Origin of the sequence: Micrococcus sp. (assembly GCF_030523875.1) — a bacterium.
Lineage (GTDB): Bacteria > Actinomycetota > Actinomycetes > Actinomycetales > Micrococcaceae > Micrococcus.
Genome location: NZ_JAUNHR010000014.1, coordinates 22,839 through 37,672 on the forward strand (window position 1 = coordinate 22,839; position 14,834 = coordinate 37,672).

Below are 14,834 nucleotides of genomic sequence, written 5' to 3' on the forward strand. Positions count from 1 at the left end.
TCGCCCCGGCCCGGAGGAGACCCCCGTGCTCAGACTCATCGGCCGCCGCCTGCTGCTGCTGATCCCGACGCTGTTCGGCCTGTCCGTCCTGCTGTTCGTGTGGGTGCGCAGCCTGCCCGGCGGCCCCGCCACCGCCCTGCTGGGCGACCGTGCCACCCCGGAGGCGGTGGCGCGCGTCAACGCCGCGTACGGCTTCGACAAGCCCCTCGTGGAGCAGTACTTCACGTACATGGGCCGGCTGCTGCAGGGCGACTTCGGCACCTCGATCGTCACCAACCGCCCCGTGGTGGAGGAGTTCGCGGAGCGCTTCCCGGCCACGGTGGAGCTGTCCCTGTTCGCGATCGTCTTCGCCGTGGCCCTCGGCATCCCGCTGGGCTACTGGGCGGCGCGCCACGTGGGCCGGTGGCAGGACGACGTCGCCGTCGTGCTGTCCCTGCTGGGCGTGGTGGTGCCGGTGTTCTTCCTGGCGTTCCTGCTCAAGTGGGTGTTCGCCGTGAAGCTCGGCTGGCTGCCCACGGACGGCCGCCAGGACCCGCGCATCGACGCGACCCACTACACGGACTTCTACGTGTGGGACGGGCTGATCACGGGCGAGTACGACGCCGCGTGGGACGCGCTCCTGCACCTGATCCTGCCGGGCGTGGCCCTGGGCACCATCCCGCTGGCGATCATCGCGCGCATCACCCGCGCCTCCGTCCTGGACGTGCAGAACGCGGACTTCGTCCGCACGGCGCGCGCCAAGGGCCTGGCACCGGGGCTGATCCGGAACCGGTTCATCCTGCGCAACGCGATGCTGCCGGTGACCACCACCCTGGGCCTGCAGCTGGGCCTGCTGATCTCCGGGGCGGTGCTCACGGAGACCGTGTTCGCCTTCAACGGGATCGGGCGGTTCCTCAGCCAGGCGATCTTCCAGCTGGACTTCCCGGTGCTGCAGGGCTTCATCATCTTCATCGCCCTCATCTACTCGCTGATCAACCTGGTCGTGGACGTCTCCTACGGCCTCATCGACCCCAGGGTGCGTGTCTCATGAGCATGGTCCTTCCCCCCTCCCCGGGCGGCGGCCCCACCGAGCAGGCCGTGGACGAGGCGATCGCCCCCGGCGGCACGCAGACCACCACGGAGCCCGGCGCGGACGCGCGCGGCACCTCCGTGTGGGGTGCGGCGTTCCAGCGGCTGCGCCGCAACCCCGCGGCCATCGCCGGCGCCGTGATCGTGGCGCTGTTCCTGCTGGTGGCCGTCCTGGCCCCCCTGCTCGCCCCCTACGCGGGCACCGACACCCCGGGCATGCGCGAGATCCGCCCCACGGACATCCCCGGCCCCGGCGAGCTGGCCGGGTTCCCCCTCGGGCTGGACCGCTTCGGCGGGGACGTGCTGTCCAAGCTGATCTGGGGCGCGCAGGCGTCCCTGCTGATCGGCGTGGTCTCCACCGCGTTCGGCCTGGCCGGCGGCATGCTGCTGGGCCTGCTGGCGGGCATGTTCGGGGGGTGGGTGGACGCCGTCGTCATGCGCGTGGTGGACATCCTCCTCTCGGTGCCGCACCTGCTGCTGGCGGTGTCCATCGCCGCGATCCTGGGCCAGACCCCGTTCGCCGTGATGATCGCGATCGGCGTCGCCCAGATCCCGATCTTCGCCCGTCTGCTGCGCTCGTCCATGCTGAGCCAGCGCGGCTCGGACTACGTGCTCGCCGCCCAGACCCTGGGCCTGTCCCGGCGCACCATCACGATGTCCCACGTGCTGCCCAACTCCATGGGCCCCGTGATCGTGCAGGCCACCCTGACCCTGGCCACCGCCGTGATCGACGCCGCCGCCCTGTCCTTCCTGGGCCTGGGCGGCGGCCGCCCCGAGACCGCCGAGTGGGGCCGCATGCTCACCTACGCGCAGGCGGAGCTGGGCATCAACCCATGGCTCGCGTTCCTGCCGGGCCTGTGCATCGCGATCACCGCCCTGGGCTTCACGCTGCTGGGCGAGTCCCTGCGCGAGGCCCTCGACCCCACGTCCCGGAAGCGCTGAGAGGACCCCATGAACGACGACGTCGCACGCCGCTCCGGCTCCCACGCCGCCTCCGCCGCCCCGCTGCTGGAGATCCGCGACCTGGACGTGGAGTTCGCCACGCAGCAGGGCACCGTGAAGGCGGTGGAGGGCGCCTCCCTCACCCTGCCGGCCGGCGGGACCCTGGCGATCGTGGGTGAGTCCGGCTCGGGCAAGTCCACCACCGCGATGGCCGCGATCGGCCTGCTGCCCGGCAACGGTCGGGTGACCGGCGGCTCCATCCGCTTCGACGGCGAGGAGCTCGTCGGCCTGCCGGACTCCCGGATGCGCCGCATCCGCGGCCGGCGGATCGGCCTGGTGCCGCAGGACCCCATGTCCAACCTCAACCCCGTCACGCGGGTGGGACAGCAGATCGGGGAGACCCTCCTGACGCACGGCCTGGCCACGAAGGCCACCGTGAGGCAGCAGGTGGTGGAGGTGATGGAGCGCGCGGGCATCCCCGAGCCCGAGCGCCGGGCGGGACAGTACCCGCACGAGCTCTCCGGCGGCCTGCGCCAGCGCGTGCTGATCGCGATCGGCCTGGCCTGCCGGCCGCAGCTGCTGATCGCGGACGAGCCCACCTCCGCCCTGGACGTGACCGTGCAGCAGGTGATCCTGGACCAGATCGACGAGATGACCCGCGAGCTCGGCTCCTCCGTCCTGCTGATCACCCACGACCTGGGCCTGGCCGCCGAGCGCGCCCAGCAGCTGGTGGTGATGCACCGCGGCCGCGTGGTGGAGGCCGGCGACGCGCGGGCGATCCTGGAGGACCCCCAGCACTCCTACACCCGCTCCCTCGTGGCGGCCGCACCCTCCGTGGCGGCGGCCCGCCTGCTGCCCGAGGCGTTCGACCCGGCCCCGGCCGCGCTGGCCGAGGACGACCCGGCGGCCCTGAGCACCGCGGCGCTGCGCACGCGGGACCTCACCCCGCTCGTGGAGATCCGGGACCTGACCAAGGTCTACCCCGTCCGCGGGCGCGAGGACTTCACGGCCGCCAAGGACGTGTCCCTCAAGATCCCGCGCGGCGCCACGGTCTCCGTGGTGGGCGAGTCGGGCTCCGGCAAGACCACCACGGCCCGCATGCTGCTCAAGCTGATCGAGCCCACCTCGGGGGAGATCACCTTCGACGGCAGGGACGTGCTGGGCATGAAGGGCGCGGCCCTGAAGGACTTCCGCCAGCGCGTGCAGGCGGTGTTCCAGGACCCGTTCTCCTCCCTCAACCCCTCCTTCACGGTGGGCCGCATCATCGAGGAGCCCCTGCACGCGTACCGCCGCGGCAACGCGAAGGAGCGCCGGGCGCGGGCCCTCGAGCTCATGGAGCAGGTGGCCCTGCCGGCCCACTTCCACCGCCGCTACCCGGCCGAGCTGTCCGGCGGCCAGCGCCAGCGTGTGGCGATCGCCCGCGCGCTCGCCCTCGAGCCGGACCTGATCGTCTGCGACGAGCCGGTCTCCGCGCTCGACGTGCTCGTCCAGGCGCAGATCCTCGACCTGCTCAAGGACCTGCAGGAGCGCATGGGCCTGAGCTACCTGTTCATCTCGCACGACCTCGCCGTCGTGCGCCTGATCTCGGACTACGTGTGCGTCATGAAGGACGGCGAGGTCGTGGAGGCGGCGAGCTCGGAGGAGATCTTCACGAACCCCCGCCACCCGTACACGCGGCGCCTGCTCGCCTCGATCCCGGGCAACGAGCTGGACATCGCGGTGGAGGGCGACGGCGAGCACGTCTGAGCCGGGCCGGGGCCCGGGGCGTGCTCGGGCCCGGCCTCAGTCCTCGGCCAGCGCCCAGGCCTCCTCGCGCTCCACCACGGTGTGGGTGAGGTGGGCGATCGCCATCTCCTCGTCCGTGGGGACCACGAGCACGGGGATCGCGGAGTCGTCCGTGGAGATGGTCCGCGGGTCGTCGCCGCGCTCCATGTTCCGGGCGTGGTCGTACCGCACGCCCAGGGCCTCGAGCCGGTCGAGCACGCGGGCGCGGAACGGGGCGGAGTTCTCCCCGATGCCCGCGGTGAACACGATCGCCTTCGCCCCGCCCACGGCCACGTGGTACGCGCCCACGTACTTGGCCAGGCGGTAGGAGGCGATCTTCAGGGCCTCGCGGGAGGCCCGGTGCCCGGCCTCGGCGGCCTCGAGCACCTCGCGCATGTCCGCGTGCCCGGAGAGCCCCAGCAGGCCGGACTGCTTGTTGAGCATGGTGTCCACCTCCTCGGCGGACATGCCGTGGGCGGTGATCAGGTGCGTCACCACGGAGGGGTCCAGGTCGCCGGAGCGGGTGCCCATCACCAGGCCGGCCAGCGGGGTGTAGCCCATGGAGGTGTCCACGGAGCGGCCCCGGCGGATGGCCGTGGCGGAGGCGCCGTTGCCCAGGTGCAGGACCACGCCGTCGAACTCCCGGCGGTCCATCCCGAGGTGGCGTGCGGCCAGGCCGGTGACCAGGTCGTGGCTGGTGCCGTGGAAGCCGTACCGGCGGATGCCGTGCTCCGTGTAGAGCTCGTCCGGCAGGGCGTACTGCCAGGCCTCGCGGGGCATGGACTGGTGGAACGAGGTGTCGAACACCACCACCTGCGGCAGGTCGGGCCAGCGCTGGGCCACGGCGCGCAGCCCCTGCGCGGCGGCGGGGTTGTGCAGCGGCGCCAGCGGCGCGAGGCGCTCGATCGCGCGGATGACCTCGTTGGTCACCAGGGCCGGGGCGTTGAACCGCTCGCCGCCGTGCACCACGCGGTGGCCGGCGGCGGCCAGGCGGCGCCCGCCGATCACCTCCGCGATCTGCCGCTCCACCCGCTCGAGGGCCGCGGCGTGGTCGGGGACGTCCGAGCCGGCCACGCCGATCCGCTCCACGAGCCCCCTGGTCACCACTGGGTCCGCGGTGTCCCTCCCGTCCGAGGTGATCTCCCGGACCTGGTACTTCAGGGACGAGGAGCCGGAGTTCACCACGAGCACCAGCAGGGTGTCCTGGCGCATCTCGCGGGCCGGCACGGTGGGCAGGGCCGTGGTCGCCGGGGAGGCGGTCACGGGGGAGGCGTCGAAGGAGTCGCTCACGGGGGTCCTTTCGGAGGGCGCGGGAGGCGGCGGCGCGGCGGACGACGACGGCGGCGGGTGCCGTCGTCGTCCGCGGCTCAGGCCTGGGCCTGGGCCTGGATGACGGTGATGGCCACCGTGTTGACGATGTCCTCCACCGTGGTGCCGCGGGAGAGGTCGTTGACCGGCTTGTTCAGGCCCTGCAGGACGGGGCCGACGGCGACCGCGCCCGAGGACTGCTGGACCGCCTTGTACGTGTTGTTGCCCGTGTTCAGGTCCGGGAAGACGAACACCGTGGCCTGGCCGGCCACCTCGGAGTCCGGCATCTTGGAGGCGGCCACGGAGGCGTTGACGGCGGCGTCGTACTGCAGGGGGCCCTCCACCTTCAGCTCCGGGTGGCTCTCCCTGACCAGCTCGGTGGCGCGGCGGACCTTGTCCACGGCGTCGCCGGAGCCGGAGGCGCCGGTGGAGTAGGAGAGCATCGCGATCCGCGGGTCCACGCCGAACTGGGCGGCGGTCTCCGCGGAGGCCGCCGCGATGTCCGCGAGCTGCTGCGCGTCCGGGTCCGGGTTCACGGCGCAGTCGCCGTAGACCAGCGCGCGGTCCGGCAGGAGCATGAAGAACACCGAGGAGACGATCGAGACGCCCGGGCGGGTCTTCACGAACTCGAGCGCCGGCCGGATGGTGTTGGCCGTGGTGTGCGCGGCGCCGGAGACCATGCCGTCCGCGTCCCCCAGGTGGACCATCATGGTGCCGTAGTAGGCGCCCTCGAGCATGACCTCGCGGGCCCGCTCCAGGTCCACGCCCTTGTGGGAGCGCAGCCGGGCGTACTCCTCCGCGTAGCGCTCGCGGTCCGCGGACGTGGCCGGGTCCACGAGGGTGAGCCCGGTGAGGTCGATGCCCTCGCGCGAGGCCACCTCCCGCACCTCGGCCTCGGCGCCGAGCACCACGAGGTCGCACACGTCCCGGCGCTGGAGGATCTCCGCGGCGCGCAGCACGCGGGCGTCCTCGCCCTCGGGCAGCACCACCGTCTTCCGGTCCGCCCGGGCGCGCTCGATCAGGTCGTGGAGGAACCGCAGCGGGGTGACCGTGGTGCTGCGCGGCAGGTCGACGCGGGCCAGCAGCTCGTCCCCGTCCACGCGCTGGTGCCACGCGCCCAGGGCCGCGGCGGTCTTGCGCGGCTGGGCGCTGGAGAGCTCGGCGCGCACCTGGGAGACCTTCGTGGCGGTGCGGAAGGTGTCGTCGTGCGTGACGAGCACGGGGAAGGACGCGTCCAGGTAGAGGCGCTGCAGCTGGGCGTTGGGCAGGATCCCGTTGGTCAGCACCATGGCCGAGGGCGTGGGGAAGTCCGGGGTGAGCGAGGAGGCCACGGCGGCCAGGATGGCGTCCGAGCGGTCGCCGGAGACGATCACCAGGGCGCCCTCGCGCAGGATCTCGAGGAAGTTGCCGCCCTCCATGGACACGGCCTTCACCTCGGTCACGTCCCGGTCCAGGGTCTCCCGGCCGGCCACCTGATCCAGGCCCAGCGCGTCTGCGACCTCGGCGACCGAGGGGTGCGCCAGCTCGGGCAGCTCGGGGAGGACGTACACGGGGCGGGCGTGCCGGCCCGGGCGGATGGCGGCCCCGATCTCGTCCACCCGGTCCGCGTCCGCGCGGTTGACGAGGACGGCCAGCAGGTCCACCCCGGACTCGTCCAGGGCGTGCCGGGCCAGGTCCACGGCGTCCGCGGCGCGGCGCGGGTCCAGGCCGGCGCCGGAGACCACGGCCAGCACGGGGGTGTTCAGGTTCAGGGCCAGCCGGGCGTTGAGCTCGAGGTCCGCGGCGGGGTCGGCGTCGGCCAGGTCCGTGCCCTCCACCACCACGACGCCGGCCGAGGCCGCCATCGCGTCGAACGCCTCGACGCAGCGCTCCTGCACCTCGTCCCCGCGGCCCTCGGCCATGAGGGACCGGGCCTCCGCGGCGGTGAGCCCGCCGCGGGCCTGCTCGGCGCTGAGCCCGAACTGCTCGCGCATCAGCAGCACCATGGGGTCCGTCTCCACATCGTCCCCGGGCACCACGGGGCGGAAGTAGCCGACCGAGCCGGAGCGCCGGTACAGCGAATCGGCCAGGCCGAGGCTCACGAGCGACTTGCCCGCGCCCGGCGTGGTGGTGGTGACGAAGAGTCCCTGCGGCATGGTGCCCTTTCGCGTGCGACGGCGGTGCGGAGTCGATGGGGGAGGGGTCTCACGGGGCCCTCGGCCACACTATCGAGCGCCCCCGCGCCGACCCCAGGTCCCGCCCGCCGAGCGCCCGCGACGGGGGCGGGGGGAGGGACGGCGACGTCGGGGACGCGGGGTCGGCGTCGTCGTCGGACACACGCCGACACGCCCCGCCCCGTGGGCTACCGTGAGGTGCGTCACTCCACCCCTGCCCGCCGGCCGCGCACCGGCCCCGGGCGGACCGTCCCCGCACCGACCGAGGAGCCCCATGTCCCACAGCACCGCCGCCGGCCACGGCCCGGTGGACCGCCACCACCCCGTCCACAACCCGGAGATCATCGGCTTCACCCAGGCCGAGATCGACGAGACCCCCGTCAAGCCCAAGTGGAACTCCCTCGGCCCGGGCATCGTGGCCGCCGCCACGGGCGTGGGCGCCGCGGACCTCGTGGCCACCCTCACCGCCGGCTCCCGCTACGGCTACATGCTGCTGTGGGCCGTGGTGCTCGGCGTGATCTTCAAGATCGTGCTGGTCGAGGGCACCGGCCGCTACTACCTCTCCACCGGCAAGACGATCTTCCAGGGCTGGCGCGGCCTGGGCTCCTGGACCTCATGGTACTTCGGCCCGTACATCCTGATCTGGGGCTTCGTGTACGGCGCCACCGCCATGTCCTCCACCGCGCTGCCCCTGGCGGCCCTGTTCCCGGGCGTGGACTCGAAGGTGTTCGCCATCGCGTCCGGCCTCGTGGGCCTCGCGCTGGTGTGGCTCAACCGGTACGGGCTGATCGAGAAGATCATGACCGTGCTGATCGGCGTCATGTTCGTCACCGTGCTGGTCTCCGCCGCCCTGACCGCGCCGAACCTGGGGGAGATCCTCACCGGCCTGGTCCCGCGCATCCCCTCCGGCGACCCGGAGGTGATGTTCTACGTCCTCGGCCTGGCCGGCGGCGTGGGCGGCACCATCACCCTCGGCGCGTACGGCTACTGGCTGCGCGAGAAGGGCTGGAACGTCCCGAAGTACATGAAGGTGATGAAGTTCGACAACGCGACGTCGTACATCCTCACCGGCATCTTCGTGATCGCCACCATGATCATGGGCGTGGAGCTGCTCCACTCGGCCGGCCTGGCCATCTCCTCGGGGGACAAGGGCCTGCTGGACGTCGGCACCGTGCTCGCCGAGCGCTACGGCCAGGTGTGGGCCACCGTGTTCCTGGTGGGGTTCTTCGCGGCCTCCTTCTCCTCCCTGCTGGGCGTGTGGCACGGCGTGTCCCTGATGTTCGCGGACTTCTGGGCCAACTTCCGCCGCCCCGCGGACGAGCTGGACCAGGACGATGCCCCCTCCCTGGCCTCCGTGCCTGCCCGCTTCTACCTGCTGTGGCTCACCCTCCCGCCGATGGCCCTGCTGTTCCTGGAGCGGCCGATCTTCCTGATCCTGCTCTACGGCACGCTCGGCGCCCTGTTCATGCCGTTCCTGGCCGTCACGCTGCTGTTCCTCAACAATGCGAGGACCGTGCCCCCGAAGTTCCGCAACGGTTGGGTCCGGAACATCCTGCTCGGCATCACCGCGGCCGTGTTCGTGGCGATCGGCGTGAACGAGCTGCTCAAGGCCCTGCAGCCGGTGTTCGGGGGGTGAGCCGGCGGCGGGGTCGGGGCACACTGGTGCCATGATCGTCGCCTTCTCCGTCGCCCCCTCCGGCGCCCCCGCCGACGCCGCCCACACCCCGTCCTCCGACGGCGACCCCGCCTCCGTCCACCGGGCGGTGGCGGCCGCCGTCGCCGTGGTCCGCGACTCGGGCCTGCCGCACCGCACCTCCTCGATGTTCACCGAGGTCGAGGGGGAATGGGACGAGGTGATGGCCGTGGTCAAGGCCGCCTGCGACGCCGTCGCCCCCTTCGGCTCCCGCGTGTCCCTGGTGCTGAAGGCGGACATCCGCCCGGGCCGCACGGGCGAGCTGGACGGCAAGGTCGCCCGGCTCGAAGCGGCGCTCGCGGAGGACGCCGGATGACGCTCGTCCGCCCCGCCACGGCCGGCGACCTGCCCGCCGTGCTCGCCATGAAGAACGCGTCCTGGCGGGAGACGTACGCGCACGTGATCGACCCCGCCCTGCTCGACCGCCTGGACGACCGGCTCGACGAGCAGGTCGAGGCGTGGCGCGGCCTCCTGGCCGAGGGCGGCCGGGTGTGGCTGGCGGAGGAGGCGGACGGCGCCGTCGTCGGCATGGCGGCGACGGCGCCCCGCACCGAGCGGTCCCTGCCCGCCCCCGAGGGCGCGGACGGGTGGCCCGAGGACCTGCCGGACACCGTGCTGACCAGCCTCTACGTCCTCGCCCGCGCCCACGGCACGGGGCTGGGGCACCGGCTGCACGACGCCGCGGTGGGCGACGCCCCCGCGGTGCTGAGGGTGCTCGAGGGCAACGGGCGGGCGGTGCGCTTCTACACGGGCCACGGCTACGTCCCGGTGGGGCAGCCCGAGCGGATCGGCGGCGCGTGGGGCGAGGCGCACGAGCGGCTCATGGTGCGCCGCTGACCTCCCCCTCGGCGCACGGGCGTGCCGGAACCGGGGGAGAATCGAGCCCATGATCACCCCCGGCACGTATCCCATCAGCTCGGGCGTCGCCACGATCGAGCCCGACCCCTGGACGGACGGCGTGTTCCTGCTCCGGGTCAACGGCGTCGAGTCCTCGCAGCTCAACCCGGACCGGCCGGAGACCCTCGGCTTCGAGTACATGCGCTGGGCCGCGGCCGTCCTGGCGCACCGCCTCGCCCCGGACGCGCGGCTGCGCGTGCTGCACCTGGGCGGGGCCGGCTGCACGTTCGCCCGCTGGGTGTCCCACGCCTACCCGGGCGCCCACCAGCTGGCCGTGGAGCTCGACGCCGGCCTCGCCGCCCTGGCCCGCGAGCACTTCGACCTGCCGCGGGCCCCGCAGCTGAAGATCCGCGTGGGCGAGGCCGGCCAGGTCCTCGCCGGGCTCCGGGACGCCACGCGCGAGGTGGTCTTCCGGGACGTCTTCGCCCCGGATCCCGCCGCCCCGGACGGGGCCCACATCACCCCCGCCCACCTCACCGGGCTCGACGCCGCCGCGCACGCCGCCCGCGTCCTCACCCCGGGCGGGGTGCTCCTGCTCAACATCGGCGGCGGCCCGGACCTCACCTCGGTGCGCCGGGAGGTCGCCGCGCTCACCGCGGTGTTCGCGCACGTGGAGGTCATGGCGGACCCGGCCATGCTCAAGGGCCGACGCCGCGGCAACGTGATCGCCGCGGCCTCGGACCGGCCGCTGGCCGGGGACGACCTCGGCGGCCGCGCCGCCCTGGCCCGCGCCCTCCGCTCGGACGCCCTGCCCGCCCAGCTGGTCGACGACGTCGCCGCCTTCACGCGGGGCCTCGCCCCGGACGCCACCCCGCTGGTCCCCGTGCCCCCGGCCCCGTCGGTCGCGGACGGGCCCTGACCGGTCTCCCGGCCCGTCCCGCTCCGCCCCGGGGCGCGCCCCGGGGCGGGCGCGATGTGGCACGGACCACTACGCTGGAGGCGACCGCCGGGCCCCGATGGCGAGGTCCGGCAGGACCGACACAGGAGGTCGCCATGTCCGCCCAGACCCAGCCCGCCGCCCCCCGCCGTGAGGACGCACCGCTCGGCGTCCTGGTGGGCGTGGACGGCTCGGAGCAGTCCATCTCCGCCGCCCGCTGGGCCCAGCGCGAGGCCCGCCTGCGGGGCGAGGCCCTGACCCTCGTCACCGCCTACACCGTGCCCGCGTTCTGGGGCAGCTCCCTGGACGGCGGCATCGCGATGGCCGACGGCGACCGCCTCCGCGTCGGCGTGGACGCCCTGCTGCACGAGGTCGTGGGCAAGCTCGACCCCGAGGGCGTGACCCCCGAGCTGCGCGTGGAGGTCGGCGACGCCGCCGGCGTCCTGGTGGACCTCTCCGCACAGGCCTCCCTGCTGGTCTCCGGCAGCCGCGGCCGCGGCGGGTTCCTGGGCCGGCTGCTCGGCTCGGTGTCCTCCGCGCTGCCCGGCCACGCGCACTGCCCCGTGGCCATCATCCCGGCGGGCGTGGAGGCCACCCGCGCGGCGGACGGCGTGCCCGTGGTGGCCGGCGTCGACGGCTCGGAGGAGGGCCGCGCGGCCGCCCTCGTGGCGGCCGAGGAGGCCGCGGCCCGCACGGCGCCCCTGCGCCTGGTGTGCGCCCTGCCCCCCGTGGGGCCGAACGCGGCCTGGCTGGCCGTCACCCTGGACGAGGAGGCGCGTCGGCGGGAGCTGCAGGAGCGCCTCGACGCGGGCGCGGAGTGGCTGGCCTCGGAGTTCCCGGGCCTGACGGTGACCACCGAGCTGGTGGAGGGCAACCCCGTGGACGTGATGGTGGAGCAGACCGCCACCGCCCGCCTGACCGTGCTGGGCACGCGCGGCCTCGGCGGGTTCTCCGGCGCCCTCGTGGGATCCACGAGCCAGGGCGTGGCGAACCACGCCAAGGGCCCCGTCATGATCGTCCCGTTCCGCGACGACGTCCGCCTGGGCTCCCGCGCACGGTTCGGCGCGGTCGCGGAGCAGGAGCACCGGGAGGGCTGAGCCGCTCGGCTCCGGCCGCTCAGCCCCAGCCGAGCTCGTGCAGGCGCTCCTCGGAGATCCCGAAGAAGTGGCCCACCTCGTGCATCACCGTCACGGTGATCTCGTGCTCGAGCTCGGCGCGGGTGCGGCAGTGCCGGGTGAGCGGGCCGCGGAACACCACGATCCGGTCGGGCAGCTGCCACGGCATCTCCGCGCGCTCGGTCAGGGGGATCCCCTCGTAGACGCCGAGCAGCTCGGTGTCCGGGTCCTCCCAGGGCTGCGGCTCGTACTCGTCCTCCACCACGACCACCACGTTCGTGAGCAGACGGGCCAGCTCGTCGGGGATGCGGGCCAGGGCGGCGTCGACGACGGCGTCGAACTCCGCCTCGCTCATGCGGTCCTCCACGGGACGCCTCCTCTGCTCGCGGCCGGTGCGGCCACCCTATAGACTCCACTGGTCCGTCCGGCCGTGCCGGACGGGCGCGCCCTCATCGTCTAGAGGCCTAGGACACCGCCCTTTCACGGCGGCGACACGGGTTCGAATCCCGTTGGGGGTACGGCGTCGCAGGTCGCCGGAGCCGGCCCGGACGGGCTGGCCGGAAGCGATTTGCACGCGGTGCGGAGACCCTGATAGAGTCTCTACTCGTTGCAACGGAGAGATCCGGGGCGATGAACAACAGAAGATGGCCCTGTAGCGCAGTTGGTTAGCGCGCCGCCCTGTCACGGCGGAGGTCGCGGGTTCAAGTCCCGTCAGGGTCGCTCGGATCATCCGATACACCGGAGTCCGGTGCCTGGAGGATCCCGGCGATGCGAATCGCCCGGCTCTGTAGCTCAGTTGGTAGAGCGTACGACTGAAAATCGTAAGGTCACCGGATCGACGCCGGTCGGAGCCACAGTAGTGCGAAGGCCCCCCGCAGCAGCGGGGGGCCTTCCTGCATGTCCAGCGCTCCGCCACGTCGCCCCGTGGACGCGTGAGGGAGCTGTTGCACCTTCACCCATCATGGTGAGGGGCGTCTCACCTTGTTGTGAGAAACATCGCCATCCCCATGTCTGGACGGCGTCACGTCCCTGTGCGTTGCGTACCGTGGGGAGAATGACCGACACCACTCCACCCCACCGCACCGCCGGGCCGCCCGGTTCCGCCGAGGCGTCCGCCCCGTCCCCCACGGTCCCGGCCACCTCCGCCGCGGCCCAGGTCGAGCCCGGCCGCTCCCTCGTCGGCTGGGTCTTCTGGCCCTCCACCGTGATCGTCCTGGCCTTCGTGGTCGCCACGATGCTGCTGCCCGAGCAGATGACCGACGCCATCGGCGCCGTGCAGCAGGGCATCATCACGAACTTCTCCTGGTGGTACGCCGCCGTCGCGCTGTTCTTCGTGCTGTTCTGCCTCTACCTCGCGTTCTCCCGCAAGGGCCAGATCACGATGGGCCGACCGGATGAGAAGCCCGAGTTCTCCACCCTGTCCTGGTTCTCGCTGCTCTTCGCGGCGGGCATGGGCATCGGCCTCGTGTTCTACGGCATGACCGAGCCGATGATGCACTTCGTCACCCCGCGTCCGGACATCGCGGCCACGAACCCGAACGAGGGCCAGGCCGCGCAGCAGGCGCTGGCCACCACGTTCCTGCACTGGGGCCTGCAGCCCTGGGCGATCTACGCCGTCGTCGGCATCGCCGTCGGCCTGGCCATCCACCGCCGCGGCCGTCCGCTCTCCCTGCGCTGGGCCTTCGAGCCCCTCCTGGGCGAGCGCCGCACGCGCGGCGGTTGGGGCCACCTGATCGACAACATCGCCCTGATCGGCACCGTGTTCGGCGTGGCCACCTCCCTCGGCCTCGGCGTGACCCAGATGGCCGCCGGCCTGCGCTCCCTGGGCTTCGTGCCGCAGGACTCCGCCTGGGTGGAGTACGTGATGATCGCCCTGGTGACCTGCGTGGTGCTCTACACCGTGGTCTCCGGCGTGGAGCGCGGCATGAAGTACCTCTCCAACTTCAACCTGATCCTGGCCGCAGGCCTGCTGCTGTTCGTGGCGATCGTGGGCCCCACCGCCTTCCTGCTCAAGGAGATGGTGCAGTCCACCGGCGCGTACCTGAACGGCTTCTTCGCCAACTCGCTGAACGTCTCCGCGTTCTTCGGCGCCGAGGGTGACGCGTGGCAGGCCGGCTGGACCGCCTACTACTGGGGCTGGTGGATGTCCTGGACCCCGTTCGTGGGCATCTTCATCGCCCGCATCTCCCGTGGCCGCACCGTGCGCGAGTTCATCGTCGGCGTGCTCCTGGTCCCGACCCTGATCTCGATCGTGTGGTTCGGCGTCCTCGGCGGCACCGCGATCTACCTCGAGACCGTCCGCCCCGAGGGCTACCGCTCCATCGTGGGGCCGGAGGGCGCGATCGACGCGAACACCGCCCTGTTCCAGGTGATCGAGCAGCTGCCCGCCGGCGCCATGATGACGATCGGCTTCATCCTCCTCTCCGCCGTGTTCTTCGTGACGTCCTCGGACTCCGGCTCGCTCGTGATGGGCATGCTGGCCACCGGCGGCGACGTGAACCCCAAGGTGATCGTGCGCATCTTCTTCGCGATCGCCACCGCGTTCATGGCGGCGGCGCTGCTCATGGCGGGCGGCCTGTCCGCGATCCAGACGCTGGCCATCACCATCGGCCTGCCGTTCTCCGTGATGATGCTCGTGATGTGCGTGGCCACCCTGCGCGTCCTGGGCTACTCGGTGGCCCGCGTGGAGGCCGTGCGCCGGCAGGCCATGCTCGGCTCCATCAAGGACCGGCTCGGCCTGGACACCGACGACCCGGACGTGGTGGAGGGCGGACCCGTGGCCGCCTCGCAGTGGTGGGCCTCGCTCAGCCGCGACCACCAGCGCAAGATCGCCGAGATGGCCTCCCCCGGCCCGGACGACGAGATCCAGCTGCACACCGGCGCGACGCCGGTGGTCGACCCGGCCGCGGGCTCCTCGACGCGCCTGCACCGCGCCCCGCGGGACTGACCCGCACCCCGCACGACGACGGCGGCTCCTCGCCCGCGCGGCGCATGGCCCGGCGCATCGCGTGGTGGGC

Annotated in this window: 12 protein-coding genes and 3 tRNA genes; 12 read left to right on the plus strand and 3 right to left on the minus strand. The window is 73.1% G+C overall.

From position 1 onward, the window contains the following. Positions 1-25 precede the first annotated feature (25 nt). From Q4D18_RS03435 to Q4D18_RS03445, 3 genes are read left to right on the plus strand one after another with little or no spacing between them, the layout of a single operon-like run. Positions 26-1,030, plus strand: a complete 1,005-nt coding sequence (locus Q4D18_RS03435; RefSeq protein ID WP_303125824.1) for an ABC transporter permease — start codon at positions 26-28, stop codon at positions 1,028-1,030. Further along, complete coding sequence (locus Q4D18_RS03440) at positions 1,027-2,010, plus strand: ABC transporter permease (protein ID WP_303125827.1); 984 nt, start codon at positions 1,027-1,029, stop codon at positions 2,008-2,010. The genes Q4D18_RS03435 and Q4D18_RS03440 overlap by 4 nt, the downstream gene beginning before the upstream one ends. Before the next feature lie 9 nt (positions 2,011-2,019). Further along, positions 2,020-3,756 carry an ABC transporter ATP-binding protein gene (locus Q4D18_RS03445; protein ID WP_303125829.1) on the plus strand — a complete coding sequence of 579 codons (1,737 nt, stop codon included), beginning with the start codon at positions 2,020-2,022 and terminating at the stop codon, positions 3,754-3,756. A 36-nt stretch (positions 3,757-3,792) separates the two neighbouring features. On the opposite strand, the gene Q4D18_RS03450 is transcribed toward Q4D18_RS03445, so the two are convergent. Together Q4D18_RS03450 and pta are read right to left on the minus strand one after the other, a co-directional pair. Continuing rightward, on the minus strand, positions 3,793-4,971 hold the full coding sequence (locus tag Q4D18_RS03450) for an acetate/propionate family kinase (RefSeq protein WP_303125856.1): 1,179 nt from the start codon (positions 4,969-4,971) through the stop codon (positions 3,793-3,795). Positions 4,972-5,141: 170 nt separating this feature from the next. Further along, positions 5,142-7,217: a phosphate acetyltransferase gene (gene pta / locus Q4D18_RS03455; protein ID WP_303125830.1), complete on the minus strand. Its 2,076-nt coding sequence runs from the start codon at positions 7,215-7,217 to the stop codon at positions 5,142-5,144. A gap of 292 nt (positions 7,218-7,509) precedes the next feature. Between pta and Q4D18_RS03460 the strand changes: the two genes are divergently transcribed. From Q4D18_RS03460 to Q4D18_RS03480, 5 genes are all read left to right on the plus strand, one after another. Further along, the gene (locus tag Q4D18_RS03460; protein ID WP_303125832.1) at positions 7,510-8,871 is read left to right on the plus strand and encodes an Nramp family divalent metal transporter; all 1,362 of its coding nucleotides are present in this window, start codon (positions 7,510-7,512) and stop codon (positions 8,869-8,871) included. A 31-nt stretch (positions 8,872-8,902) separates the two neighbouring features. Continuing rightward, positions 8,903-9,244, plus strand: coding sequence for a thiamine-binding protein (locus Q4D18_RS03465; RefSeq protein WP_303125834.1), 342 nt, complete (start codon positions 8,903-8,905; stop codon positions 9,242-9,244). Continuing rightward, on the plus strand, positions 9,241-9,765 hold the full coding sequence (locus tag Q4D18_RS03470) for a GNAT family N-acetyltransferase (RefSeq protein WP_303125838.1): 525 nt from the start codon (positions 9,241-9,243) through the stop codon (positions 9,763-9,765). Before Q4D18_RS03465 ends, Q4D18_RS03470 begins: the two co-directional genes overlap by 4 nt. A 49-nt stretch (positions 9,766-9,814) precedes the next feature. Further along, a complete protein-coding gene (locus Q4D18_RS03475) occupies positions 9,815-10,684 on the plus strand; it encodes a spermidine synthase (RefSeq protein WP_303125843.1) in 870 nt (289 codons plus the stop codon). Positions 10,685-10,818: 134 nt separating this feature from the next. After that, a complete protein-coding gene (locus tag Q4D18_RS03480) occupies positions 10,819-11,799 on the plus strand; it encodes a universal stress protein (protein WP_303125848.1) in 981 nt (326 codons plus the stop codon). Between the two features lie 19 nt (positions 11,800-11,818). On the opposite strand, the gene Q4D18_RS03485 is transcribed toward Q4D18_RS03480, so the two are convergent. After that, a complete protein-coding gene (locus Q4D18_RS03485; protein WP_303125849.1) occupies positions 11,819-12,172 on the minus strand; it encodes a metallopeptidase family protein in 354 nt (117 codons plus the stop codon). A 90-nt stretch (positions 12,173-12,262) separates the two neighbouring features. On the opposite strand from Q4D18_RS03485, the gene Q4D18_RS03490 reads away from it, so the two are divergent. From Q4D18_RS03490 to Q4D18_RS03505, 4 genes are all read left to right on the plus strand, one after another. Further along, positions 12,263-12,335, plus strand: a tRNA-Glu gene (locus Q4D18_RS03490). A gap of 128 nt (positions 12,336-12,463) precedes the next feature. Continuing rightward, a tRNA-Asp gene (locus Q4D18_RS03495) sits at positions 12,464-12,537 on the plus strand. A gap of 61 nt (positions 12,538-12,598) precedes the next feature. Then, positions 12,599-12,671 (plus strand) — tRNA-Phe (locus tag Q4D18_RS03500). Positions 12,672-12,871: 200 nt separating this feature from the next. Continuing rightward, positions 12,872-14,764: a BCCT family transporter gene (locus Q4D18_RS03505; RefSeq protein ID WP_303125852.1), complete on the plus strand. Its 1,893-nt coding sequence runs from the start codon at positions 12,872-12,874 to the stop codon at positions 14,762-14,764. Positions 14,765-14,834 lie beyond the last annotated feature (70 nt).